The organism is Falsiruegeria sp. JB4-1, assembly GCF_055693495.1.
This window is the reverse complement of sequence record NZ_JBVFTZ010000001.1, coordinates 3,763,609-3,787,790: the sequence shown is the minus strand read 5'-3', so window position 1 is coordinate 3,787,790 and position 24,182 is coordinate 3,763,609. Positions and strand designations below refer to the sequence as shown.

At 59.8% G+C, this 24,182-nt stretch carries 21 protein-coding genes and 5 pseudogenes; 21 read left to right on the top strand and 5 right to left on the bottom strand.

Features of this window, described 5'->3' with window-relative positions:
* Positions 1-56: 56 nt before the first annotated feature.
* From ACZ1HE_RS19240 to ACZ1HE_RS19210, 7 genes and pseudogenes are all read left to right on the top strand, one after another.
* Positions 57-2,151, top strand: a pseudogene (locus ACZ1HE_RS19240) (3-hydroxyacyl-CoA dehydrogenase NAD-binding domain-containing protein).
* Positions 2,151-3,326: pseudogene (locus ACZ1HE_RS19235) on the top strand (acetyl-CoA C-acyltransferase). Before ACZ1HE_RS19240 ends, ACZ1HE_RS19235 begins: the two co-directional pseudogenes overlap by 1 nt.
* A gap of 106 nt (positions 3,327-3,432) precedes the next feature.
* Entirely contained in the window at positions 3,433-4,728 is a 1,296-nt protein-coding gene (locus tag ACZ1HE_RS19230; RefSeq protein WP_472623416.1) for an acyl-CoA dehydrogenase family protein, read from the top strand.
* Positions 4,628-5,755, top strand: a complete 1,128-nt coding sequence (locus ACZ1HE_RS19225) for an acyl-CoA dehydrogenase family protein (protein WP_472623414.1) — start codon at positions 4,628-4,630, stop codon at positions 5,753-5,755. The genes ACZ1HE_RS19230 and ACZ1HE_RS19225 overlap by 101 nt, the downstream gene beginning before the upstream one ends.
* A 55-nt stretch (positions 5,756-5,810) precedes the next feature.
* Positions 5,811-6,182, top strand: coding sequence for a PaaI family thioesterase (locus ACZ1HE_RS19220; protein ID WP_472623412.1), 372 nt, complete (start codon positions 5,811-5,813; stop codon positions 6,180-6,182).
* Positions 6,179-6,948 (top strand): annotated as a pseudogene (locus ACZ1HE_RS19215) (oxepin-CoA hydrolase, alternative type). The gene ACZ1HE_RS19220 and the pseudogene ACZ1HE_RS19215 overlap by 4 nt, the downstream one beginning before the upstream one ends.
* A gap of 30 nt (positions 6,949-6,978) precedes the next feature.
* Entirely contained in the window at positions 6,979-8,469 is a 1,491-nt protein-coding gene (locus ACZ1HE_RS19210; RefSeq protein ID WP_472623410.1) for a class I adenylate-forming enzyme family protein, read from the top strand.
* Between the two features lie 242 nt (positions 8,470-8,711).
* Here ACZ1HE_RS19210 and rpe read toward each other — a convergent pair whose 3' ends face one another.
* Entirely contained in the window at positions 8,712-9,401 is a 690-nt protein-coding gene (gene rpe / locus ACZ1HE_RS19205) for a ribulose-phosphate 3-epimerase (RefSeq protein WP_472623408.1), read from the bottom strand.
* 228 nt (positions 9,402-9,629) lie between these two features.
* On the opposite strand from rpe, the gene phnC reads away from it, so the two are divergent.
* The 5 genes from phnC to ACZ1HE_RS19180 all read left to right on the top strand — a co-directional run bounded on the left by phnC (position 9,630) and on the right by ACZ1HE_RS19180 (position 14,416).
* Complete coding sequence (phnC, locus tag ACZ1HE_RS19200) at positions 9,630-10,448, top strand: phosphonate ABC transporter ATP-binding protein (protein ID WP_472623406.1); 819 nt, start codon at positions 9,630-9,632, stop codon at positions 10,446-10,448.
* Between the two features lie 68 nt (positions 10,449-10,516).
* On the top strand, positions 10,517-11,419 hold the full coding sequence (gene phnD / locus ACZ1HE_RS19195; protein WP_472623404.1) for a phosphonate ABC transporter substrate-binding protein: 903 nt from the start codon (positions 10,517-10,519) through the stop codon (positions 11,417-11,419).
* A 67-nt stretch (positions 11,420-11,486) separates the two neighbouring features.
* Positions 11,487-12,356, top strand: a complete 870-nt coding sequence (gene phnE, locus ACZ1HE_RS19190) for a phosphonate ABC transporter, permease protein PhnE (protein WP_472623402.1) — start codon at positions 11,487-11,489, stop codon at positions 12,354-12,356.
* A complete protein-coding gene (gene phnE / locus ACZ1HE_RS19185) occupies positions 12,353-13,723 on the top strand; it encodes a phosphonate ABC transporter, permease protein PhnE (RefSeq protein WP_472623400.1) in 1,371 nt (456 codons plus the stop codon). The genes phnE (ACZ1HE_RS19190) and phnE (ACZ1HE_RS19185) overlap by 4 nt, the downstream gene beginning before the upstream one ends.
* A 72-nt stretch (positions 13,724-13,795) precedes the next feature.
* Positions 13,796-14,416 (top strand): LbetaH domain-containing protein, encoded by a 621-nt coding sequence (locus ACZ1HE_RS19180; RefSeq protein WP_472623398.1) that lies wholly within the window; start codon positions 13,796-13,798, stop codon positions 14,414-14,416.
* 223 nt (positions 14,417-14,639) lie between these two features.
* Here the strand turns inward: ACZ1HE_RS19180 and phnF are convergent, their stop codons facing one another.
* Complete coding sequence (gene phnF / locus ACZ1HE_RS19175; RefSeq protein ID WP_472623396.1) at positions 14,640-15,317, bottom strand: phosphonate metabolism transcriptional regulator PhnF; 678 nt, start codon at positions 15,315-15,317, stop codon at positions 14,640-14,642.
* 103 nt (positions 15,318-15,420) lie between these two features.
* Between phnF and phnG the strand changes: the two genes are divergently transcribed.
* From phnG to ACZ1HE_RS19135, 8 genes and pseudogenes are all read left to right on the top strand, one after another.
* A complete protein-coding gene (gene phnG / locus ACZ1HE_RS19170) occupies positions 15,421-15,879 on the top strand; it encodes a phosphonate C-P lyase system protein PhnG (RefSeq protein WP_472623394.1) in 459 nt (152 codons plus the stop codon).
* On the top strand, positions 15,879-16,454 hold the full coding sequence (gene phnH, locus ACZ1HE_RS19165) for a phosphonate C-P lyase system protein PhnH (protein ID WP_472623392.1): 576 nt from the start codon (positions 15,879-15,881) through the stop codon (positions 16,452-16,454). Before phnG ends, phnH begins: the two co-directional genes overlap by 1 nt.
* A 3-nt stretch (positions 16,455-16,457) precedes the next feature.
* Positions 16,458-17,551 (top strand): annotated as a pseudogene (locus tag ACZ1HE_RS19160) (carbon-phosphorus lyase complex subunit).
* The gene (locus tag ACZ1HE_RS19155) at positions 17,548-18,144 is read left to right on the top strand and encodes an HAD family hydrolase (protein ID WP_472623390.1); all 597 of its coding nucleotides are present in this window, start codon (positions 17,548-17,550) and stop codon (positions 18,142-18,144) included. The pseudogene ACZ1HE_RS19160 and the gene ACZ1HE_RS19155 overlap by 4 nt, the downstream one beginning before the upstream one ends.
* Positions 18,141-19,001 (top strand): alpha-D-ribose 1-methylphosphonate 5-phosphate C-P-lyase PhnJ, encoded by an 861-nt coding sequence (locus tag ACZ1HE_RS19150; protein WP_472623388.1) that lies wholly within the window; start codon positions 18,141-18,143, stop codon positions 18,999-19,001. Before ACZ1HE_RS19155 ends, ACZ1HE_RS19150 begins: the two co-directional genes overlap by 4 nt.
* A complete protein-coding gene (gene phnK / locus ACZ1HE_RS19145; protein ID WP_108788174.1) occupies positions 18,998-19,768 on the top strand; it encodes a phosphonate C-P lyase system protein PhnK in 771 nt (256 codons plus the stop codon). Before ACZ1HE_RS19150 ends, phnK begins: the two co-directional genes overlap by 4 nt.
* Before the next feature lie 12 nt (positions 19,769-19,780).
* Positions 19,781-20,461 carry a phosphonate C-P lyase system protein PhnL gene (phnL, locus tag ACZ1HE_RS19140; protein WP_472623386.1) on the top strand — a complete coding sequence of 227 codons (681 nt, stop codon included), beginning with the start codon at positions 19,781-19,783 and terminating at the stop codon, positions 20,459-20,461.
* Positions 20,458-21,006 (top strand): AAA family ATPase, encoded by a 549-nt coding sequence (locus ACZ1HE_RS19135; protein WP_472623384.1) that lies wholly within the window; start codon positions 20,458-20,460, stop codon positions 21,004-21,006. Before phnL ends, ACZ1HE_RS19135 begins: the two co-directional genes overlap by 4 nt.
* Here ACZ1HE_RS19135 and ACZ1HE_RS19130 read toward each other — a convergent pair.
* Positions 20,988-21,671 carry a DUF1045 domain-containing protein gene (locus tag ACZ1HE_RS19130; protein ID WP_472623382.1) on the bottom strand — a complete coding sequence of 228 codons (684 nt, stop codon included), beginning with the start codon at positions 21,669-21,671 and terminating at the stop codon, positions 20,988-20,990. The two genes, ACZ1HE_RS19135 and ACZ1HE_RS19130, sit on opposite strands and share 19 nt — an antisense overlap.
* A 53-nt stretch (positions 21,672-21,724) precedes the next feature.
* Here ACZ1HE_RS19130 and ACZ1HE_RS19125 point away from each other — a divergent pair, with 53 nt between their 5' ends.
* Positions 21,725-22,867: an alpha-D-ribose 1-methylphosphonate 5-triphosphate diphosphatase gene (locus tag ACZ1HE_RS19125; RefSeq protein WP_472623380.1), complete on the top strand. Its 1,143-nt coding sequence runs from the start codon at positions 21,725-21,727 to the stop codon at positions 22,865-22,867.
* A gap of 161 nt (positions 22,868-23,028) precedes the next feature.
* Here ACZ1HE_RS19125 and ACZ1HE_RS19120 read toward each other — a convergent pair.
* Together ACZ1HE_RS19120 and ACZ1HE_RS19115 are read right to left on the bottom strand one after the other, a co-directional pair.
* Positions 23,029-23,506 (bottom strand): annotated as a pseudogene (locus ACZ1HE_RS19120) (class I SAM-dependent methyltransferase).
* Positions 23,493-23,969, bottom strand: coding sequence for a polysaccharide deacetylase family protein (locus ACZ1HE_RS19115; RefSeq protein ID WP_472623378.1), 477 nt, complete (start codon positions 23,967-23,969; stop codon positions 23,493-23,495). Before ACZ1HE_RS19115 ends, ACZ1HE_RS19120 begins: the two are co-directional and overlap by 14 nt.
* Positions 23,970-24,182 lie beyond the last annotated feature (213 nt).

Sequence of the window (24,182 nt, the reverse complement as noted above, 5' to 3'; positions counted from 1 at the left end):
GGAGCAGGCGCGCAGACTTTTCGGACGCGCGTTCCGTCAAAGGGGAGTGAATGCCGATGTCAGAGGCAATTGGGTATGAATTGGTCGGAGATATTGCGGTTCTGTCCGCGAACAATCCGCCTGTGAACGCCTTGGGTCACGCAGTGCGAAACGGCTTGGTCGATGGGATGGCGCGGGCTGAAGCAGATGGCGCCAAGGCTGTTTTGATCTACGGCGAAGGTCGCACGTATTTTGCTGGCGCTGACATTCGTGAGTTCGGCAAACCTCCAACCGAACCCTTTTTGCCTGACGTCTGCACCCGCATCAGAATCCTCTCCCTTGATTGTGGTCTCTGCGTTGCATGGTACGGCCTTGGGTGGTGGTCTAGAGATTGCTTTGGGCTCACACTATCGGATCGCTGTGCCATCGGCGCGCGTCGGTCTGCCCGAAGTTCTGATCGGCGTTATGCCCGGAGCCGGGGGATCGCAACGTCTGCCGCGTTTGATCGGGGTTGATGCTTCAGTCGATATCATCACTTCGGGTCGGCAGGTCGGTGCGAAAGAGGCGCTGGAATTGGGCATTCTTGACCGAGTGGCCGAAGGCTCTCCGCGCGACATCGGGTTGGCTTATACGCAAGAGCTGCTTGACAGCGGCGCCCCACGTCGCGCCATCAGCGAAATGGATGCGCCCGCTCCGGTGGACTTTGATGCGCTCTACGACGTTGTGCTCAAGAAAAGCCGAGGTCAGATCGCGCCTGCGGTGGCCGTGCGGGGAATTCAGGCGTGTTGCGAGTTGCCTTTTGCCAACGGCATGAAACGCGAGCGACAGTTGTTCATGGAGCTCATGTCGTCCGATCAACGGCAGGGCATGATCCATGCCTTCTTTTCCGAACGTGCAGTTGGGAAGTTGCCGGAACTCAAGGGTGTGGAACCGCGCGAATTGAACGCAATCGGTGTCATCGGCGGCGGCACCATGGGGGCGGGCATCGCAACCGCGGCTCTGTTGTCGGGCTTGTCGGTGGTGATGCTGGAAATGACGCCCGAAGCCGCCGAGGCAGCAAAGGGACGGATCGAGGGCAACCTTGGTGGTGCCCTGAAACGCGGCAAACTCAGCCAGGTCCAGTTCGAGGAATTGACAACCAAGGCGTTGACGCTGGCCACGGACTATGGCGCGCTGAGCGACGTGGATCTGGTGATTGAGGCTGTGTTCGAGGACATGGACGTCAAGAAGCAAGTATTCACCAAGCTCGACGCAGTCTGCAAGCCGGGCGCGATTTTGGCCTCGAATACCTCCTACCTCGACATCAACGAGATTGCCGCCTGCACCGGTCGTCCCGATGACGTCATCGGGTTGCACTTCTTTTCTCCAGCCCACGTCATGAAGCTGTTGGAAATTGTTGTAGCCGATAAAACCGCCGCTGATGTGGTTGCAACCGGATTTGCGCTTGGCAATCAGCTCAAGAAAACCTCTGTGCGGGCAGGTGTATGCGACGGGTTCATCGGCAACCGGATTTTGTCGACCTATCGCACCTGCGCCGACCACATGATCCTGGATGGGGCTTCTCCCTATCAGATCGACAAGGCGCTGACCGACTTTGGCTTTGCTATGGGGCCGTTTGCGGTGGCGGATCTTGCGGGCCTCGACATTGGATGGTCTGTGCGCAAACGCAAGCGGGCCGAAGGGCTGGATCCACGCGCACGCGACAGCTCTTATGCGGATAAACTCTGCGAAGACGGGCACTTTGGTCAGAAAACCGGTAAAGGATATTATGTCTACGAGGCGGGCAAGCGCGCGGGCGTGCCAAACCCCGATGTGATGCCGTTGATTGAGGCTGAACGGGCAGAGCAAGGTCTTACCACGCGTGAATTCACCGATGAGGACATCGTGCGCCGCTACATGGCCGCGATGGTCAACGAGGCGGCCAAAGTGGTGGGCGAAGGGATCGCCCGGCGCCCGCTCGATGTGGATGTGACGCTGCTCTATGGCTACGGATTTCCACGCTATCGCGGGGGGCCGCTGAAATGGGCCGATATGGTTGGACTAGGCGAATTGCTGGCTGACATGAAAGAATGGGCCAAGGAAGACGACTATTTCTGGCAGCCCGCGCCCCTTCTTGAACAACTCGTGGCTGAGGGCCGCACATTTGATGATCTGAACAAGGAAACTGCATGATGAAACAGGCCGTAATTGTATCCACCGCTCGGACCGGGCTGGCGAAATCGTTCCGCGGATCGTTCAACATGACCCACGGGGCTACGATGGGCGGGCATGCCGTGCAGGCCGCAGTCGAACGGGCGGGGCTGCAAGGCTCGGACATCGAGGATTGCGTGATCGGCTGCGGGCTACCCGAGGGTGAAACCGGCGGCAATATCGGTCGCCAGATCGCCATCCGCGCGGGCCTGCCGGTAACGGCGTCGGGCATGACCGTGAACCGCTTTTGCTCGTCGGGCTTGCAGGCTATCGCACAGGCAGCCAACGCGATCACACAAGAGGGCGCCGGTCCGATGGTGGCAGGCGGGGTTGAGAGCATCTCGCTGGTGCAGTCCAAAATGCGCGGTGCGCCCGATCCGTGGATTTTGGAGCATAAGCCCGACGTCTACATGACGATGATCGAAACGGCGGACATTGTGGCCGAGCGCTATGGTTTGAGCCGCGAGTATCAGGACGAATACTCACTGCGCAGCCAACAGCGGATCGCCGCTGCACAGGAAGCGGGCAAGTTCGCCGATGAGATCGTACCAATGACGACGACAATGGCAGTCAAGGATCGCGAAACTGGCGAGATTTCTCAGAAAGAGGTCGTCGTGGATCGTGACGAGTGCAACCGTCCGACAACCACAATGGAAGGGCTGTCAGGCTTGGACCCGATCCGTGGACCTGACAAAGCGATTACGGCTAAGCAATGCCTCGCAACTCAGCGATGGTGCAGCTGCTGTGGTGCTGATGGAAGCGTCCGAGGCTGAAAAGCGGGGGTTGACCCCCTGGGCGCGTTCAAAGGGTTCGCGGTTGCGGGTTGTGAGCCCGATGAAATGGGCATTGGCCCCGTCTTTGCAGTGCCACGCCTGTTGGAACGCCATGGGCTGAAAGTTGATGACATTGATCTGTGGGAGCTGAACGAGGCCTTTGCCAGCCAGTGCCTTTATTCCCGTGACCGTCTGGGCATCGACCCCGAGAAATACAACGTGAACGGCGGCTCTATCGCGATTGGACACCCGTTTGGCATGACCGGCGCGCGGATGACCGGGCATCTGATGCTGGAAGGCAAGCGTCGCGGTGCCAAGCTGGGTGTCGTGACCATGTGCATCGGCGGCGGCATGGGCGCAGCTGGCCTGTTCGAAATTTACTGATCGGCGAGGGCCATTGCCCGGGCCATCGAGGCCCGGACAAAGGCGACCCGGCACGGGGTGCCGGGCGGTACGCTTTGCCGCAGATGTTGAGAGAGAAGGATCAGGAATGGATCTGAGTTACACAGATGAGGAGCTGGCGTTCCGCGATGAAGTGCGGACGTTTCTGGAGGAAAAGCTGCCCAAGGACATGTCGGACAAGATCCGGCGTGGTGAACATATCGGCAAGGAAGGCCACGAGCTGTGGCATTCGATCCTGAACGAAAAGGGCTGGCTGTCTTATGGCTGGCCCAAGGAATTTGGTGGTGCCGAATGGAACGCTGTGCAGCGCCATATTTTCGAGGATGAATGCGCAGCTGCCTATGCTCCGCGCATCGTACCCTTTGGTTTGTCGATGTTGGCGCCGGTGCTGCAAAAGTTCGGATCGAAAGAGCAACAGGATCATTACCTGCCCCGCATTTTGGATGGCACCGACTGGTGGTGTCAGGGTTATTCCGAACCGGGTGCAGGTTCCGATCTGGCCTCTCTCAAAACCCGTGCCGTTCGCGATGGGGATCACTATGTGGTCAACGGGCAAAAGACCTGGACCACTTTGGGGCAATATGCCGACTGGATATTCTGCCTTGTGCGCACTGATCCGGACGCCAAGCAGCAAGAAGGTATCTCGTTCCTGCTGATCGATATGAACACGCCCGGGATCGAAGTCCGCCCCATCGTTCTGCTGGATGGCACGCCCGAAGTGAACGAGGTGTTCTTTGACAACGTTCGTGTGCCGGTCGAAAACCTTGTGGGTGAAGAGAACAAGGGTTGGACCTACGCTAAATATCTGCTGACCCATGAGCGCACCGGGATCGCCGGTGTCGGGTTCAGTCGCGCGGGTCTGGATGCGGTCAAACGTGTGGCCCGTCAGGAAAGCGCCAATGGCCGACCGCTGATCGAGAACCCGCATTTCGCGGCACGTCTGGCGCAGATTGAGATTGACCTGATGGCCATGTCCACCACCAACCTGCGCATCATCAGTCAAGCCGCTGCCGGACAAGCTCCGGGCGTCGAAAGTTCGATGCTCAAGGTCAAGGGCACAATCATTCGCCAAGAGATCAACGATCTGGCACGTCGCGCGGTTGGTCCCTACGCGATGCCATTCGCCTCTGAGGCGGTCGAGGGGGACAATGACCCCATCGGGCCGGATTACGCAGGGCCGGTGTCGGCGCAATATTTTAACAATCGCAAACTGTCGATCTTTGGCGGCTCGAACGAGATCCAGCGTGGGATCATCGCCAAGGTCAAGATGGGGGCTGAGGAAAATGGATTTCAATCTGACCGAAGAGCGGCAGATGCTGCAGGACACTTTGCGGCGCTATCTGTCCGAGAAGTATACCACCAACGAGCGCAACGCGATCATTGACAGTGACGTGGGTTTGAGCGCCGATATCTGGGGTGAATTGGCCGAGCTGGGCGTTATAGGTGCGCTGTTCACCGAAGAGCAGGGTGGTTTTGGCGGCGCGGGCTTTGACATCTCGACCGTGTTCGAGGAATTGGGCCGCGCTGGTGTAGTCGAACCTTTTCTGGATACCGCTATTCTGGGCGGCGGGCTGCTTGCCGCGCTTGGCAATGACGCGCAGCAGGGCCTGGTCGAAGAAGTGATCGGCGGTGGCCTGCATCTGGCGTTGGCGCATGGTGAACCAGCCAGCCGCTACGATCTGAGCCGAGTGGAAACCACGGCCAGGGCCGACGGTGATGACATAGTGATCGAAGGGCGCAAGGCGGTTGTGATCAACGCTGAAGCCGCCGGGTATCTGATCGTCTCCGCGCGTGAAGGTGGCGGGCCGTTCAGCCTGGATGGGATCTCGTTGTTCCTGGTGCCTGCGGATACCGCTGGTTTGACAATGCAGGGTTATCCGATGATGAGCGGAGGCCGCGCAGCTGAGGTGACACTGGACAATGTGCGCGTGCCAGACTCTGCTCGGCTAGGCGCCGAGGGGGCAGGGTTCGAAGCACTTTCGGATGTTGTCGCGCGTGCCAATGTCGCTCTGGCGGCCGAAGTTATGGGTGCCATGGAAAGCGCCACGGAACTGACCCGTGAATATCTTATGACGCGCAAGCAGTTCGGCCGCCCTATCGGGACGTTTCAGGCTTTGGCGCATCGCTTCTCAGATCTTTTGATCGAACTGGAACAGGCGCGGTCCGCTGTCACCAATGCCGCTGGTCACCTGGACAGCGACGACCGGGACCGTCAGATCGCGGCCGCGCGCAATTTGATGGCCCGCACCGGTCGGCTGGTGGCCGAAGAGGCGATCCAGATGCATGGTGGCATTGCCATGACGCAAGAGTATGAGTTGGCCCATATTGCCAAGCGGATCGTCTTGACCGACCATCGATTTGGCGACGCAGATTATCACATGGAGCGGTTCATTGGACTCAGCGCGGCCTAGCCCAGAGAAAGCTTCGCGGGCATCGTGGACACGTCAGAAATCTGGCTGTCAGTCGATGACCGGATACGAGATCGACCACAGCCGGACAGGGATCAGCCGGGCCTGCTACTTGGATATCGGGCCCGAGCATTTGAATTACCACGGCATCCTGCACGGCGGGATGGTGTCGATGTTATTGGATGTCGCGTGCGGCCAGACGGCTTCGGCCATGTTTTGCCCTGAAGATCCAGAGCCAGTGGTGACCGTTGCGCTGAACGTGCAGTTTGTTTCGGCTGGTCGCGGCGGAAGGGTGACTGCCGTGGGTCAACCCGCAGGCAACGGGCGTTCGATCGCCTATGTGTCCGGCGAGCTTCGCAACGAGGATGGTGCGTTGCTGGCCATGGCGCAGGGCACATTCAAGCGCGGCAGTAAAAGGGCTGAGCCATGAGCCTGGCCTGGGTCGAAGACCAGGATGACCGCCTGGTCGTGGTCAACGGTAATACTGAAAAGCGTGGGGCGCTGACGCCAGAGCTCTATGATGCCATAAGGGCAGCTGCTGACCAGGCGCGCGACAGTCGTATTCGCGCCATCGTGCTGACAAGCGCGGGGCAATTCTTTTGTGCCGGGGGCGATCTGAACGTATTGATCGAACGACGCGCGCTGTCAGAGGATGAGCGACGCGCGCGGGTGGACATGCTGCATGACGTGATCCGCGCAGTGCGGGGCAGCCCTGTGCCGGTGATCGCCGCCGTCGAAGGGGTGCCGCAGGTGCGGGGTTGTCATTGGCCTTGGCCTGCGATCTCATCGTGGCAGCAAAGGGGGCCAAGTTCACCGCCGCCTACGTAAAGGCCGGGTTGGTCCCGGATGGCGGTCTGACATCGGCGCTGGCGCGGATGTTGCCGCGCCCTTTGGCGACCGAGATGTGCCTGCTCGCCTGCCCGGTTGAGGCGGCGCGCATGGCTGCCCTTGGAGTTGTCACAGATCTCGTTGAACCGGGTGAAACCCTGGCAACGGCGCACGAGTTGGCGGATGCTTTGGCCCAAGGGCCGCGCGAGGCGCAGAGGATGATCCGTGGGCTTGTGGGGCAAGCCTATGAGCAGCTCGAGGCAGCACAGCTTGATGCAGAACGCGACGCCATGGCACGGGCCGTGGCAGGAGATGAGGCAGGCGAGGGGATCTCGGCCTTTCTGGAAAAGCGCAAACCACGGTTCTAGCGCATCGCTTGGACGACAGGGGAGGGTCGCATGAGCAAATGGCATGATTTTCTGGATGATCAGATCAAGGTGCGTCCTGATGCTCTTGCTTTGACCGACAATGGTGGGACAACGTGGAGTTTTGCCGAGTTTGGCCGCGCCGTCGACGCTCTGGCAATGGGGTTGTCGGCGCGTGGTGCTCGGGCCTGCGACCGCATCATGATCGTGTCCGAGAATTGCTGTGCTGCCATTGCCGCGCTCTATGCGTGCTCGCGGATCGGGGCCTGTGCGGTGCCGGTGAATGCACGCCAGACAGCAGGTGAATTGTCACGGATCGTTGAACACGCGCGGCCGACTTTGGTTCTGTTGACGACAGCAGCTTCGCCGGACGCGGTGAAACATGCAGAGGCAATGGGAGCCGAAGCGCTAGATGGTGCGTTTGGCGCGCTCCACATGGCGGCCCCCTTTACCAGCGATCCGGATACGGATTTGCATGACGTGGCTGTGATGCTTTTTACCACCGGAACAACCGGGACGCCCAAGGGGGTTATGCTGACCCATGACAACGTGCGGTTCGGGGGCATGACCTCGGCCAATTTGCGGGGGATGACGCCAGAGGATGTAGTTTATGGCGTATTGCCGATCACCCATGTCTTCGGACTTTGCTCGGTTGTTACGGCAGCAAGCTGTGCCGGTGCTCAGGTCAGGTTAGAGGCTCGATTTTCGGCAGCTCGGCTTTACGAGCAGTTGCAAGATGGTGTGACCCTGTTTTCAGCGGTGCCGCAAATGCATGCCCTGCTGATGCAATACGCCAAAGAACAGGGGGTGGAGGGGGTGCAGGATTGCGCGTTGCGCTATACATCATCCGGCGCGGCACCGTTGGACCCCACTTGGAAACGCAAGGCCGAAGCCTTCTATGGCGTCCCGATCCAGAACGGATATGGGCTGACTGAAAGTACGGCCGGGGTGAGCGCGTCGAGCAATGATCTGGGGGATCCAGATATTTCTGTGGGCAAAGCGTTGCCCGGGGTCGAGGTCAGGGTCGACGATAGGGTTGAGGGCGGAGGGGATGGCGTGGGCGAGGTGCTGACAGCGGGTCCACATGTGATGAAGGGCTACTATCGTAACCCAGAAGCCACTGCAGCTGCACTGCAAGAAGGCTGGCTGCGCACAGGTGACTTGGGCTATTTTGACGATCAGGGGCGACTACACATCGCAGGGCGGTCAAAAGAGCTGATCATCCACGGTGGTTTCAACGTTTACCCGCCCGAGGTCGAGGCCGCGCTGAACGATCACCCGCAGGTTATTCAATCTGCAGTGATCGGATGCACGGTAAACGGGGACGAGCTTGTCTATGCCTTTGTGCAGGCCGCGGTCGGGGATTTGCCGGATGTTGAAGAACTGACCCGCTTTGTGGCCACGCGTCTGACGGGTTACAAACGTCCATCCCGAATTGTGGTGGCAACCGAACTGCCCGCTGCACCCACCGGAAAGATCTTGAAGCACCGGCTGCTTGATCACTTTGCCCACCGTCTGGGCTAAGCAATTCGGGGTGCTCCCGCGCCCGAGCGATCCTGACTGCGTCAGCACCGCTAACGGGCTTGGGCCGAGCGCCTCGCCTTTGGCTCGGCGCGGTACCGTCCCGACAAGAGCTTTTTTGATCACAAAAGGGAGCTGCAAGCGCCAGCCGCCGCGCGCAGCGCGGCGGCCCGGCCCAACGGGAGGAGGTGTCCCGCAAGGGGCATTGACGACGGGCGGGAGAGCCTGGCCTCTTTGGCGCGACTTTAGACGTAAACGCCTTCGGCTGCGGCGCGGACGGCGCGGATGTTCTCGCCGTAGACATCGGGGTTCGAAACAGAACCGCCGCGGAAGACGGCCGAACCTGCGACCAGCACATCGGCTCCGGCCTGCGCCACCAGCGGTGCGGTTTTCGAATCAACGCCGCCATCGATTTCGATGTGAACGGGCCGATCGCCAATCATATCGCGCAGGCGACGGACCTTGCTGGTCATGTCGATGAACTTCTGCCCGCCAAAACCGGGATTCACGGTCATTACGCAGACTAGATCTGTCAGGTCCAGCAGATGCTCAACCGCTTCAGCAGGCGTTCCGGGGTTCAAAGCTACACCTGCCTTCATTCCCGCCGCGCGTATCGCTTGTAGCGTACGGTGGGTGTGTGGGCCCGCTTCGACATGGGCGGTCAGCACATCGGCGCCTGCGTCGGCATAGGCGTCAATGTAGGGATCGACCGGCGCAATCATCAGATGCACATCCATCACCGTCTTGACGTGGGGACGGAACGCTTTGACCGCCATCGGACCAAACGTCAGGTTCGGGACAAAGTGCCCATCCATCACATCCACATGAACCCAATCCGCACCCTGGGCTTCAATGGCCCGGATCTCTTGGCCGAAGTTGGCAAAATCAGCGGACAAGATCGATGGGGCGATCTTGATTGAACGGTCAAAAGTCATGAGTGGCACCTGCAAGTGATTGGATCAGAGCGAGTCGACCGCTCATATAGGGCCAAATGCTGCGCGCGAACAGGGGAAGGGCAGGATTTCGGCCCGTCCTGAAGTTTCTAACACTCTCCTTCGTCGTAAATTTCAGTAATGACGCCCGTTACAAAACCTTCACCGGGTCGACACATACCTTTTGTCTTTGCCCATTAGCCACCTGACATCAACTAATGGGGGTGGCTCGTGCTGCGGATCAACAAACTTACCAAACGCTTTGGCGCAAACACGGCTGTTGATGCGGCCACGCTAGACGTGGACAAGCCGTGCATGATTGGGATCATCGGTCGGTCTGGTGCGGGCAAGTCGACCTTGCTGCGAATGCTGAACCGGCTTGAGGATGCCACCAAAGGTGCAATCACCTTTGAAGGGCACGACGTCACCGCGCTGAAGGGCAAAGACAAACGTGCCTGGCAAGCCGAATGCGCCATGATCTTTCAACAGTTCAACCTGGTGCCGCGTCTGGATGTGGTGTCGAACGTATTGCACGGAACGCTCAATCGTCGTTCGACTTTTTCGACCATGTTCAACCTCTTTCCCATGGCCGACATTCACAAGGCCATCGACATTCTTGACCGTCTGGGCATCGCCGAACACGCCCCAAAACGGGCCGAGGCCTTGTCGGGTGGTCAGCAGCAGAGGGTCGCTATTGCCCGTGCTCTGATGCAGGACCCCAAGATCATTCTGGCGGACGAACCGATTGCTTCGCTCGATCCGATGAACGCACAGGTCGTGATGCAGGCCCTGCGCCGCATCCACGAAGAAGACGGCCGAACTGTCATCGCCAACCTGCACACGCTCGACACCGCGCGCCGCTATTGCGATCGCGTTGTTGGCATGCGCGACGGGCGCATCGTGTTTGATGGCCTGCCGGAGCAGCTGACCACCGGTGTCGCCCGCGAAATCTATGGCGCAGGCGCCGATTTTTCCGAGGCCGCGACGTCGACCGAGATCGAAACGCTAGAAGCCGCTGCAACGGCAAATTCCGTCAAAGAAGCGGTCTGACCCGCTTCAATCCCTTTCATCACCCGAACCCGATGGGGGTCGGGGAAACTTAACCGGAGAACCCAAAGATGAAAAAACTGATCGCAGCCCTTGTGGCAACCACAGCCTTGGCCGCACCGGCCATGGCAGAAGAAATCAAAGAATTCCGCATCGGCCTGCTGGGTGGTGAAAATGCTCAGGACCGTCTGAACAACAACGAATGCCTGCGCGCCAAGACCGAGGAACTGTTAGGCGTTCCAACCAAGCTGTTTGCCCCCGCCGACTACAACGGCGTGATCCAGGGCCTGCTGGGCGGAACCATCGACATGGCATGGCTGGGCGCCAGCGGTTATGCCAAGACCTATCTGTCGGACCCCGAAGCGGTTGAGCCGATCCTGGTCAAGGTCAACAACGACGGCGGCTACGGCTACTACTCGATCGGTTTTGCCCGCAAGGACAGCGGCATCACCTCGATCGAAGACCTGAAGGACAAGACCTTTGGTTTTGGCGACCCGAACTCGACCTCTGGCTTCCTGATCCCCTCGATCGAAATTCCCGAAGTGACCGGTGCGACCATGACCTCGGGTGATTACTTTGGTGAAGTGAAGTTCACCGGCGGTCACGAGCAGACCATCGTTGCCGTGAACAACGGCGACATCGACGCGGGCGTGAGCTGGGCTGACGGCCTGGGCGAATGGGAAGACGGTTTCAACTCGGGCGCTTTGCGCCGCGCGGTTGATGCGGGTCTGGTTGACATGAACGATCTGGTCAAAATCTGGCAATCCAAGCCGATCCCCGAAGGCCCCTTCGTTCTGCGCAAGGCTCTGCCCGAAGATGTCAAGGTCAAGTTCACTGCTCTGATGGCCTCGATGCCCGCGATGGACCCCGATTGCGCCTATGGCGTTCTCTCGGGTGAGGCCAAAGGCGTGATGCCGATTGGCCATGACGCCTATGAGGTCATCATCGAAGCGCGCAAACTGAAGTCCAACTGATTTCAGAACCAAATGTGCGGGGCCTGGCACTTACACGCCGGGCCCTGTTTTTGACGGGAGCATTCCAATGACAGACCTGAGTGCAGGGTCCCCAACAGTCGCGGATATTCGCGACGATTACTCCGCGCTGGTTCAGCGCAAACGGGTCTATGGTGGTATTCTCCTGATCCTTTTCATCAGCTTGATGGCGGCCGGGTTCCGCACCGCAGATGCGCGCAACGCAGGTTCCTTCACGGATGGTTGGCGCCGAGTTCTTGACTACCCGACCGAGGTGCTGAGCGAGGCCTGGGAAAAGGTCGCTCTGCTGCCCGGACATCTAGCGCATTTCATGCCAGCCCTGATCGAGACGCTGAATATCGCAGCCGCCTCGACCCTGATTGGTGCTGTGTTGGGCACGTTCCTGTCACTGCTGGCCACGCGCGGCATGGCGCCTTGGCCAGCGTTGATCCCCGTCTTTCGTCGGATCAGCGACATCTGCCGTGCCGTCCCGGAAATCGTGATCGCGCTGGTGTTGATTTTTGTTCTGGGTGGCGGGCCGGTTCCGGCGATGATCGCCATTGCCATTCACACGGCCGGTGCCCTGGGCAAGTTGTTCTCGGAGGTGAACGAAAACGCCTTGCTCAAGCCTGTCGAGGGGCTCCAATCGGTCGGGGCATCCTGGGCGCAGCGGATGTATCTGGGCGTGATCCCGCAGGTGGGGCCGAACTATGTCAGCTACGCACTGCTGCGGTTCGAGATCAACATCCGTGCCTCGGCCATCCTGGGCTTCGTGGGTGCCGGTGGCATTGGGTATGAGTTGCGAAACTCGATGTCCTGGGGGCAGGGGCGCTATGACGAGGCCGCCGCCATATTCATCCTGCTGTTCGTCACAATCGTTCTGGTCGACCAACTGTCTGGCGTCCTGCGCAATCGTCTGACCCACGGAGCCGCGTCATGAGTACATTCGCCACCAACCTTCCTATCACGGCGCTCAAGGCCGAGGCCGACAAGATCTTTGCCCGTAAGCGGATCATGAACTTTGGCCTGCCGATCTTGGTGCTGCTGTACCTGGCTTATGTGTTCTTCGCATTCGATGTACCGGGGTTGTATGAGAAAGCCAGTTGGAAAAACGGCAATACGCTGGTGGCTGACAGTTACAGCTACAAAACCCATGTCACCCGCGACAACCGCAGCGGCGACGTGTCCGTCGCCATCGAAGGCGAGCGCAAGGGGGCATACCCCGACGGCATGTCGCCTGAGTGGGTCGAGATAGGCGAAACCACGGTAATCGACCTGGAAGACGGCTATATCGTGAGGTTTGGACCCGAAAGCATCGAATTTGACGTGCCGGGCTACGGTCTGATCCGTGCAACCCCGGACCGCCGCAAGGGCGTACAGGCAGAACTGCCCGCAGGTGAGGTGCCAGAGTGGATCAACCTGTCCAAGAACCGCCTGGCTGTAACCACCGACGCAGGCCGCCTGACCGTGACCCGCAACCGGTCTGAAGTGTTCCGCTACTTCAACGGTTGGGAGCTCTTCTGGTTCACCCTCGACAGCCCTTACTACGGGAAGGGACCGGGGGAGTTGATGGGGCTTGCTTTTGCCGGTGAGGCGGGCGCGATCTGGAATGATTTCTGGACCAACAAGATGTGGCGGCATCAGGATGTGGCCTGGGCGATTTTCGAAACGATCCTGATGGCCTTTCTGGGCACGCTTGGTGCGGGTATCGTGGCGCTGCCGCTGGCCTTTATGGCAGCCCGCAACTTCAATCCGCTAGGGCCGCTACGCTTTGGTGTGCGCCGGGTGTTCGACTTTGTCCGCGGCGTCGACGCGCTGATCTGGACGGTGGTTTTGAGCAGGGCCTTCGGGCCGGGGCCACTGACTGGCGCGCTGGCGATCTTGGTGACGGATACGGGCACCTTCGGTAAGATATTCTCGGAAGCCTTGGAAAACGTCGACAAGAAGCAGATCGAAGGTGTGCAGTCGACCGGGGCCAATGCACCGCAGCGGTATCGGTTCGGGGTGATCCCGCAGATCACACCGGTTCTGATAAGCCAGTTGCTGTACTTTCTGGAATCCAACACCCGCAGCGCGACCATCATTGGCGCGATCACTGGAGGTGGCATTGGCCTGCTGCTGACGCAGGCGATCATCACCCAGAAGGATTGGGAAGAGGTTGCGTATTACATCGTCCTGATCATCCTGATGGTGATGTTCATGGACTGGTTCTCGGGCTGGTTGCGCCGCAAGTTGATCGCGGGCGATGCGAAGACATCGCGCAAACGTAAAGCGGACACCACGGCCAAGCCCTTCGTTCTGCCCTGAAGTAGGAAATCAAAGCGCTGCTGAAGGATTTGATCCACCAGCGGTGCTTTTTCGTTTGAGAAAGACCAAAAGATGACCGAACCCCGCCTGAAGTCCGATACGCCATTCATCCACTCTGATTGCCAGATCCACGACAGCAAGTTTGGGGCGTATGTTGAGATCGGCGCAAGGACCCGCCTGAACAATACAGTGTGGGGAGACTATTCGTACTGCGACCGGACCTGCGACGTAGCCAATGCCCGGATCGGAAAGTTCTCTAACATCGCCAGCTTCACTCGGATCGGGGCGACGGATCACCCGATGGAAAAGGCGTCGCTGCATCATTTCCACTATCGCGCGGCGGACTATTGGGCGGATGCGCAGCATGATGCAGACTGGTTCGCCTATCGCGCCAGTCGTATGGCGAAAATTGGTCACGATACCTGGATTGGTCACGCAGCGATCATCAAGCCCGAGGTCACAATCGGCCATGGTGCGGTGGTCGCGTCCGGCGCGGTGGTGACCAAAGACGTGGCACCCTACACGATTGTAGCGGGCGTGGCAGCAACCGAAGTGCGCCGTCGGTTTTCCGAGCAAGTGGCGGAGTGCATGATGGAACTGGCCTGGTGGGATTGGAGCCATGACGTCCTGCGCGAACGTCTTGCTGATTTTCGCACCCTAAAGGCCGAGGCGTTTTTGGAGAAGTACACCTGAGCCATTCGGGGGCGCTCCCGTGCCCGCGCTGATCCCGGCTTTGCCGAAATCGCTGGCGGCCTTGGGCCGGGCGCCTCGCCTTCGGCTCGGCGTGGGTGCGTCCAGTCGCCAACCGCCTAGCGAAGCGAGGCCCGGCCCAACGGGAGGAGGGCATCTTAGATGCCTGATCGACGGGCGGGAGAGCTCCGCTTATGTTTCACCCAAGGTTAGCGTGACGTGATCGCTAGGCAAACCAGGTTCGCCCGAACTCCACCGGGTCCCCATTAGGGTCGACATTGACCCCCACCGAGTGCATCACGGGCGCGCCTTCTGGCACTCGCAGGTGCAAGGCCTGCGTTGCACTGGCACGGCGCGCGGTCAGGCGGGTCCATTTGCGGGTGTAATCCGTGATCCCGAGCCCTTGCAGTGCGCGGGTGACGGATTGCGTGTCCTCAAGTGCTGTCAGCATGTTGGGAAAGCGGCCAGCCGGAAACACGCTTTGGAATACCGCGATCGGTAACCCATCCGCCAGGGACAAGCCGTCATAGACGTGCACTGGATCGCCACTTGCCAGACCCAGGGCCTCGGCCTCTTGCGTGTCTGCGGCGCGAGTCGTCAGCGCAAGGATCTGCTTGCCGGGGATCTTGCCGCTGGCCGAAATGTTCTGGTGGTACCGCACCCGTTTGCCGATGGGATATTCGGTGGGCCGCGCCGAAACGAACACGCCTGCGCCTCGCCGCGCATGCACCAGCCCTTGCTCTGACAGCTCGGCCAGCGCCCGCCGCACGGTGTGGCGGTTCACGCCGTGCGTTGCGGACAATTGGGCCTCGGTCGGCAGGCGGTCACCATTGCGATATCGCCCCTCGGAAATGTCCGAGGTGAGACTGGCGGCAATGGTCTTCCAGATTGGTGTTCGGCTCATGTCATCAAAACTTCACAAGATGCGGGATTGCGGGATGGCTCTCTAATTCGTATGATTTGTCTAGTTGTATAGTTGTTGTAGACAACTTCGCCAAGAGGCTAATATGGCAAATGAGATGAATACCGGCAATTCAGCGCGCAAAGCGTGGATGAGTCTGATGGCGTCCGCGCCCGAGGGAGCGATGATGGCACTGTGGGGCGAAGTCGACGATCGCCCTACCTTTGACTGGCTGCGCGTCCCCGAAGTGGGCGGCGTCATGGTGCGGGGCCGCATGGGCGGTACCGGTGCACCCTTCAACGTTGGCGAGATGACGGTGACCCGCTGTTCGCTTGTTCTGAAAGACGGCACCGTTGGCCATGGCTATGTCCAGGGGCGGTCCAAACCCAAAGCCGAAGCTGCCGCTTTGATTGATGCCCTGATGCAGACAGAGGCCGCAGACCGGGTGCAGCGCGATATCCTGACCCCTTTGGCCGATCAGGTGGCACAGGCCAAGACGAAACGCGCAGCAAAGGCCGCCGCGACCAAGGTCGAGTTTTTCACCATGGTGCGAGGAGAAGACTGATGCAAACGCAAGCAACGCAATTTGCGGGCGGGTTTTTGGATGCGCCAATCGACTCAGCCCATGCCTTTCGTGCTGCCATGACCGTCATGGCTCGACCTGGTGAAATTCGCACCCTGACCGGGGCGCAGGCGCCAGCTCCTCTGTCCGAGGCAGCTGCGACCCTGTTGCTTACACTTTGTGATCCGGAAACAGGCGTTTACCTGGCGGGCGGGGCGGACACGCCTGACGTGCGTCAATGGCTGATCTTTCACACAGGTGCGCCTTTGGTCGATGCCACTCAAGCGGATTTTGCAGTGGGCGCCTGGACGGATCTTCAGCCGATCAATACCTATCGGATCGGCACTTCAGAATACCCTGATCGCTCGGCGACCCTGATCGTTGAGTGCGCCGAGCTGACGCAAAACGGCGCAATGCTCTCTGGCCCCGGTATCAATGACACCGCGCATCTGAACTTGCCGAATATCCCGGAGTTTCAGGCCAATTCCACGCTCTACCCTCTGGGGTTGGATTTCTTTTTCACCAGCGGCACCCAAGTCGCGGCCTTGCCGCGCAGCACGCAAATCGCAAAGGGCTAAGGCATGTATGTAGCTGTCAAAGGTGGTGAACGCGCCATTGAAAACGCTCACGCCTGGCTGGCCGAGGAGCGGCGCGGCGAGACATCGGTGAAGGAGCTGTCCATCGCGCAAATCCGCGAGCAACTGAGTCTTGCGGTCAACCGCGTCATGGCCGAAGGCTCGCTGTTCGACCCTGACCTGGCCGCATTAGCGATCAAGCAATCTCGGGGCGACCTGATCGAGGCGATCTTTCTGATCCGAGCCTACCGCACGACCCTGCCGCGGTTCGGGGTCAGTCAGCCCGTTGAAACCGGCGGCATGGCTTGCGACCGGCGTATATCAGCGACGTTCAAGGATGCGCCGGGGGGCAAGTTTTGGGCCCAACGTTTGACTACACGCATCGCCTGCTGGATTTCAAACTGGCGGCCGAGGGAGAGGTTGCTCCGGCGGTCGAGGCAACGCCGCGCGAAGAAGCAACGCCGCACATCACCGAATTCCTGCAGGATGAGGACATCATCCAACGCGAACCGGCCAGCGATGCGGTGCCGGGCGACCTGACCCGTGAGCCGATGGAATTTCCTGCCAATCGCGCCCTGCGATTGCAGTCGTTAACACGCGGGGACGAGGGGTTCATCTTGGGCATGGCCTACTCAACTCAACGCGGCTACGCCCGCAACCATGCCTTTGTGGGCGAATTGCGGATCGGCAAGGTCGCGGTTGAGATGGAGATCCCTGAACTGGGGTTTGCCATCGAGATCGGAGAGCTGGAGCTGACCGAATGCGAAACGGTGAACCAGTTCCAGGGCTCCAAGACAGAGCCGCCCCAGTTTACGCGCGGCTATGGTCTGGTCTTTGGTCAATCTGAACGCAAATCCATCGCTATGGCGCTGGTCGACCGCGCGCTGCGGTGGAAGGAGCTAGGCGAGGACAATCTGGGTGCAGCAGCGCAGGACGAAGAGTTCGTGCTCAGCCACTCAGACAACATCCAGGCGACCGGGTTCCTCGAACACATCAAACTGCCGCATTACGTCGATTTCCAGTCCGAGCTGGAGCTGGTGCGCAAACTGCGTCGCGAGGCGGAAGAGCGCACCGCCGGATATCAAGAGGCCGCGGAATGAAGGCCGTCGTCTTCGATATCGGCAACGTGCTGATCCGGTGGGACCCCTATCTGGCCTGGCTCGATGACTTGGGTAGCCGTAGCGCGGTGACCGAGTTTTTGACGCGGGTTGCGTTCTTTGATCGGAACCTTCGGGCAGACGGGGGCGAAACCTTTGCCGACCTGGCGGCCGAGCTGGATAACGCCGAAGATCAGCGCCGACTGAGCGCCTATGTCGAACGTTATGCTGAAACTTTGCCCGACAAGATCGAGGGCACCTGGCAATTGCTCTACCGGCTCAGGGAACAGGGCAGGCAGGTGCATGCAATCACCAACTGGTCAGCCGAAACCTGGCCTGTTGGTGTCAGTGCGCACCCGGAATTGGGCGAGGTCTTTGATGTCACGGTGGTTTCTGGACAAGAGAAGCTGCTGAAACCGCAGCCAGAGATTTTCCACCGGCTGTGCGAACGCGCGGGACTGACGCCACAAGACTGCATCTTTGTCGATGACACGCTGAAAAACGTCGAGGGCGCGCGCACCGTCGGCATGGACGCCATTCATTTCACCACGCCTCAGGCTTTTGAGACGGCCTTGAATGAAAGAGATTTGCTATGAGCGAATACAATTTTGCTTATCTGGATGAACAAACCAAGCGGATGATCCGCCGCGCCATCCTCAAAGGCCTGGCCGTGCCGGGCTATCAGGTGCCCTTTGCCAGCCGCGAAATGCCGATGCCCTATGGCTGGGGCACGGGCGGGGTGCAGGTGTCGGCTGCAACGCTGACGCCGGATGACACGTTCAAGGTGATCGATCAGGGGGCGGACGACACCACCAACGCCGTCTCGATCCGCAAGTTCTTTGAGAACACCGCAGGCGTGGCCGTGACCGAAGAAACGGAAAAGGCCACCGTCATCCAAACCCGCCACCGCATCCCCGAGGCTGAACTGACTGAGGATCAGATCCTCGTCTATCAGGTGCCGATCCCGGAGCCGCTGCGCTTTCTGGAACCACGCGAGACAGAAACGCGCAAGATGCACAGCCTTGAGGAATACGGGCTGATGCACGTGAAGCTTTATGAGGACATCAGCCAGCATGGCGACATCGCGACTTCATACGCTTATCCGGTGATGGTGCAAGACCGTTATGTGATGGACCCATCCCCCATTCCCAAGTTCGATAATCCCAAGCTTGAGATGTCGGCGATCCAGCTCTTTGGCGCCGGTCGCGAACAGCGGATCTATGCGGTGCCGCCGCACACCAAGGTGGTGAGCCTGGATTTCGAGGATTACCCGTTTGAGGCCACCAAGGCAGATCACGCCTGTGACTTGTGCGGGGCCGAGAACAGTTATCTGGATGAGGTGATTTTGGACGATGCAGGCAACCGGATGTTTGTCTGCTCGGATACGGATTATTGCCGTTCTCGCCGTGCAGCGGGTCATGTCGGCAGATTGGGAACGGAGGACGCAGCATGACCCCCCTGTTGCAAGTCAAAGGCATCGAAAAACACTATGGCGCGCGGATCGGATGCAAGGATGTGAGCTTTGACCTCTACCCCGGCGAGGTGATGGGGATCGTGGGCGAAAGCGGGTCGGGCAAGTCGACATTGCTCAACTGTCTGGCAGGCCATCTGGATTCGGACGCAGGGCAGGTCATCTTTGACACCCGTGCCGACGGGCCGGTGGACACGCTGCAAATGTCCGAGCCCGAGCGCCGGATGTTGGGCCGCACCGATTGGGCCTTTGTCCATCAGCACGCCCGCGATGGTCTGCGCATGTCGGTCAGCGCCGGTGGCAACATTGGCGAGCGGCTGATGGCCGTGGGTGATCGTCACTATGGCGACATCCGAGACAAGGCGATCGACTGGCTGGGCCGAGTCGAAATTGCCGAAAGCCGTGTCGATGACCGTCCGACCGCCTTTTCGGGCGGGATGCAGCAGCGTCTGCAAATCGCCCGCAACCTGGTGACAGGACCACGGTTGGTGTTCATGGACGAACCCACAGGGGGCCTGGATGTTTCTGTGCAGGCGCGTCTGCTTGATCTGCTGCGTGGTCTGGTGCGCGAGATGGGGCTGAGCGCCATCATCGTGACCCACGATCTTGCCGTGGTGCGCCTGTTGGCGGATCGGCTGATGGTGATGAAAGACGGACATGTGGTCGAGGCTGGTCTGACCGATCAGGTGCTGGATGACCCACAACATGCCTACACGCAGCTGCTGGTCTCCAGCGTGCTGCAAGTGTGAGGGGCGAGAGAAATGATTGAACTCGAAAACGTAAGCAAGAGATTTACCCTGCACAATCAGGGCAGCGCCGTCATCCCAGTGATGGAACGCGCCAACCTGAAAGTGAACCCAGGCGAATGCGTGGCCCTGACCGGCGCCTCGGGTGCGGGCAAATCCACCCTGATGCGGGTGATCTATGGCAACTACCTGGCGGCCTCGGGCCGTGTCATGGTGGGGGGCTTGGACGTGGCGCAGGCCGAGCCGCGTGAGATCCTGACGCTGCGCCGCGAGACCTTGGGCTATGTTAGCCAGTTCCTGCGTGTGGTGCCGCGTGTGCCAACGCTCGAGGTGGTGGCCGAGCCGCTGCTGGCCGTAGGCGTCGATAAAGCAAAAGCTCTGGACAAGGCCGCTGGTCTGTTGGCGCGTCTGAACATCCCCGAACGCCTTTGGGCCCTCAGCCCCACCACCTTTTCGGGTGGTGAACAGCAGCGGGTGAATATCGCCCGCGGTTTCGCGCATGAGTATCCGGCGATGCTGCTGGATGAACCCACTGCCAGCCTTGATGTCACCAACCGCGAGACCGTGCTGTCCCTGATCGAAGAGGCCAAGGAGCGCGGCACTGCCATCGTCGGCATTTTTCACGATGTCGAGGCGCGTCAGCGGGTTTGCGACCGCGAGGTCAACGTCTCGCACTTTACGCCGGAGGCCGCATGACACTGGCAACAGTCATAGCCGTCGTCGGGCCGTCTGGCGTGGGCAAGGACAGCGTGATGGAGGCATTGGCCGCGCGTGGGGATGATCTGCAACTGGTGCGCCGTGTCATTACCCGGCCAGCGGGCGAGGATGGCGAGGTTTTCGCACGCGCCACCGAGGCCGAATTCGACGCTGGCCTGGCTGCGGGTGATTTCCTGCTGCATTGGAATGCACATGGCTTGCGCTATGGCATTCCAGCGGCAACTCACGATCAACGACGTCAGGCGCGTGGCTTGTTGGTAAACCTCTCGCGCTCGGTGCTATTGGACGCGCAAGAACTCTTTGGCGATTTTGTGGTGGTATCCCTCACGGCGTCCCCCGAGGTTCTGGCGGCTCGGCTCGACACTCGCGCCCGCGAGAGTGTCGAGGACCGCCAACGCCGACTGGATCGCGCACGCCTGAAATTACCCGAAGGGCTGCGTCGGGTGATCGAGGTCGACAACTCTGGCGCGTTGGATCAGACGGTACAAACGATCTTGACGCAGCTTCAGCTTGAGAGTGCGTAACGATGGATCATCTGGAACCGTCCATCACTGCGCTCACCCACAAGGGCCAGATCGCTGATCACAAAGGGTTTTGGCAACATTGGGTTCAGGACCTGTTCCAGCGCGCCTTGCACGTCGGGCAGGTCACGCTTGGGCAGCTTGCCGGTCAGGGTGATGTGAAACCGGAATTCGTCCATCACGTAAGGGTATCCCCATTGCAGCAGGTTCGCCTCTTGCGCGGGCTTCAATCCTGCCGCGCGGCGCCGTTCCAGCTCGTCAGGCGGGGCAGGGGCGCGAAAGCTGTCCAAACCGCGCACGGCTTGAGCTGCCAGTTCCCCCAATTCACTGGTGTCGCCCATCGGGCGCAGCGCCAGAAACCGACCCAACCGCGCCAGTTCCAACCCGTCCAGCCACACGGGAGCAAGCGTTGCGGCGAGATCCGTACAGGCTTGTTCCAACGCATTGAGCGTCTGCCCCTCGGCCAGTCGGAACGGCGGTTTGATGGTCCCATGCAGCCCGTATTTGTGAGGAGTTGCGGTGATCCGTTCCACGTCCAAGCCAACAAGCTTTGGATGAGAAACCGCTTTACCAGTTTCCATGTCCCAGCCCAACCAGCTGGCCCCAAACCGGGTCCACTCCGCATCGGCGGGCGGCGTAAAATAGATCGCGTATCGCGAGAATGTCACATTGGCCTCCTATGTCGTGGCCTTCCCAATAGCTCAAACCTTGTGAAGTTCAGATGACAGAAGAATTGATCCTTGCCAATGCAACGCTGATTTTCCCTTCAGAGACCCGCAAGGGGTCTCTCAAGGTGGTGGGCCAGCACATCGAAGCCATCGACAGCGGCACGACCGTTCCTGCCGGAGCCGTAGACTGCGAAGGCGATTTTGTCTGCCCTGGCCTAATCGAACTACACACCGACAACCTGGAACGGCACATCCAACCTCGGCCAAAAGTTGATTGGCCACATGCCGCAGCCATCATTGCCCACGACGCAGAATTGGCAGGCACCGGCATCACCACCGTGTTCGATGCCATGCGCGTTGGCTCGATCCCATCGGGGAAAGCGCGCTACAAGAAATACGCCCGCGATCTGGCGAGTGAACTGCTGGAGCTGCGAGCAGCAGATGCGCTGAAAATCAGTCACTTCCTGCACTTGCGGGCCGAAGTTTGCTCGCAAACGTTGGTGGATGAGTTGCGCGAGTTCGGCAAAGAGGATCGGGTCGGCATCTTATCACTCATGGATCACACACCGGGACAACGGCAGTTCCGCGACATGACCAAGCTCGAGGCCTATATGAAAGGCAAGCATGCGATGAACGACGACGAGTTCCTGCAACATATCGCACATTTGAAAGGACTACGGGATCAATACGGCGAGATGCACGAGGTCGAGACGGTGAAGCAGGCAGTTCATTTTGGTGCGGTGTTGGCCAGCCACGATGATACCACGGCCGAACAAGTGGCAGTGTCGGCAGGCCACGGCATCCGACTGGCCGAGTTCCCCACTACGGTTGAGGCCGCTCGCGCCTGCCACGATCACGGTATCCAGGTGATGATGGGTGCCCCCAACCTAATCCGGGGCGGCTCGCATTCGGGCAACGTGGCGGCGCGAGAGCTGGCCGAGCTGGACCTGCTGGACATCGTCTCGTCAGACTATGTGCCGTCTGCGTTGCTGCTCTCGGCGGTGAAGCTTGGCGAAATCTGGGGCGATATGGCACGTGGCATCAAGACGGCGACTCAAGCGCCTGCGAAAGCTGTAGGTCTTGAGGATCGCGGGGCTCTACGTATTGGGGCCCGAGCTGATCTTTTGCGGTTCCGTATGCGCGCCGGTGTTCCGGCATTGCACGCAGTTTGGTCGCAGGGGATGCAGGTGGCGTGACTTTCTGCGATCTCGTCGTGTCACAATGTTGAGGAAAGCGGGCGCGGGACGCGTCTTGCGAGGCTCATGTGGGCTTGCCCGCATGAGCCGGGCCCAACCAAAGGAGGTGCCCCGCCAGGGCACCGACGATAGGCGGGAGCGTTTTCGGAAATTGAGCCCCCTTACGCACGGTAGAAAAGGTAGCGATCCGGTGCGATCGTTTCGGGGCCTTTAATCTGTTCGAACCCCACCAGCGGTTGGCCTGACACCAACAACGCACCGGGCTTCATCACCGCCGCGATCATCGGGCTTAGACGTGCCGATTCAGCCACATCTTCTTCCTTGATTCCCATACCGAAGTCGTAGTGTGCCAGAGCAATGCTCCGCCCAAATTCGGCCAGTTTGTTCAACATCGGCTCGGCCTCTCCCTGCAGGAAATCCTTTTCAGGGGGCACACAGGACGGGTGGCACTGCAATACTCTGTCCATCACCCAGATGCGGCGGTCAGGCAGGATTTCACGCAGATGATCATAGGTACGGCCATTGCCCAGCCCCATGTCCAGCACGTCGCCGTCCAGATGGGCAACAGCCTGAGCCGCCCAATTTAAGCCATCCCTTTGGGCAGAAAAGCGGCGCAGCATCGAGATCAAGTCGGCTCATGGGGCGGGGTCCTTTTTGAGGTTTCAGCCATTGTCCAGCACCGGCCAGGCCCGTCCAGAAGCCGGAACAATACGTCCTCGGTAAAGGACCATATGTCTTCATCATGAACCAGATGGTGGGTCAACATCCCATAAGGCTCAGTGTTGTCTGTCACGCCCATTCTGCGATCTCGAAGTTGCTGTACCAGTTGCTCTATCAGTTGATCTGGTGACGCAAGACTTCGAGTACCGTGCCAGTCAATCGGGTCAAGGTGTGCGTTGATTTGCAGCAATCCCGGAGCTGCATATACCGACTTTCTGGGGGTAGCCGTGGACAAAACCTTGAACCCTGCCACTGGCAGATACCGCACAACGTCGCCGTCGATGCGGTTCCAGGGTGGCACAAACATCGGCATTACCATTTCACCAAAAAGCTCGATCAACCGCTCGTGCCCGTTGGTGACGTCGGAAACGAGGTCCTCCAAGGGGCGGTGCAACCGAAACTCGGCTTTTTTTCATCGGCAGGAGCATGGTTGCAATGGGCCCACCCATGTACAACTGGTATGACATGGGGGCGAGACTGCAGAAACCGCGACAAGGCCAACGTCGCATGTGCAGGAACGACAGCCAGGTGGATCGGAATTCCGAGATTTTCTGAGAGGTCAGACAAACGCTCCAATTCCGGCGTAGGTTCTACG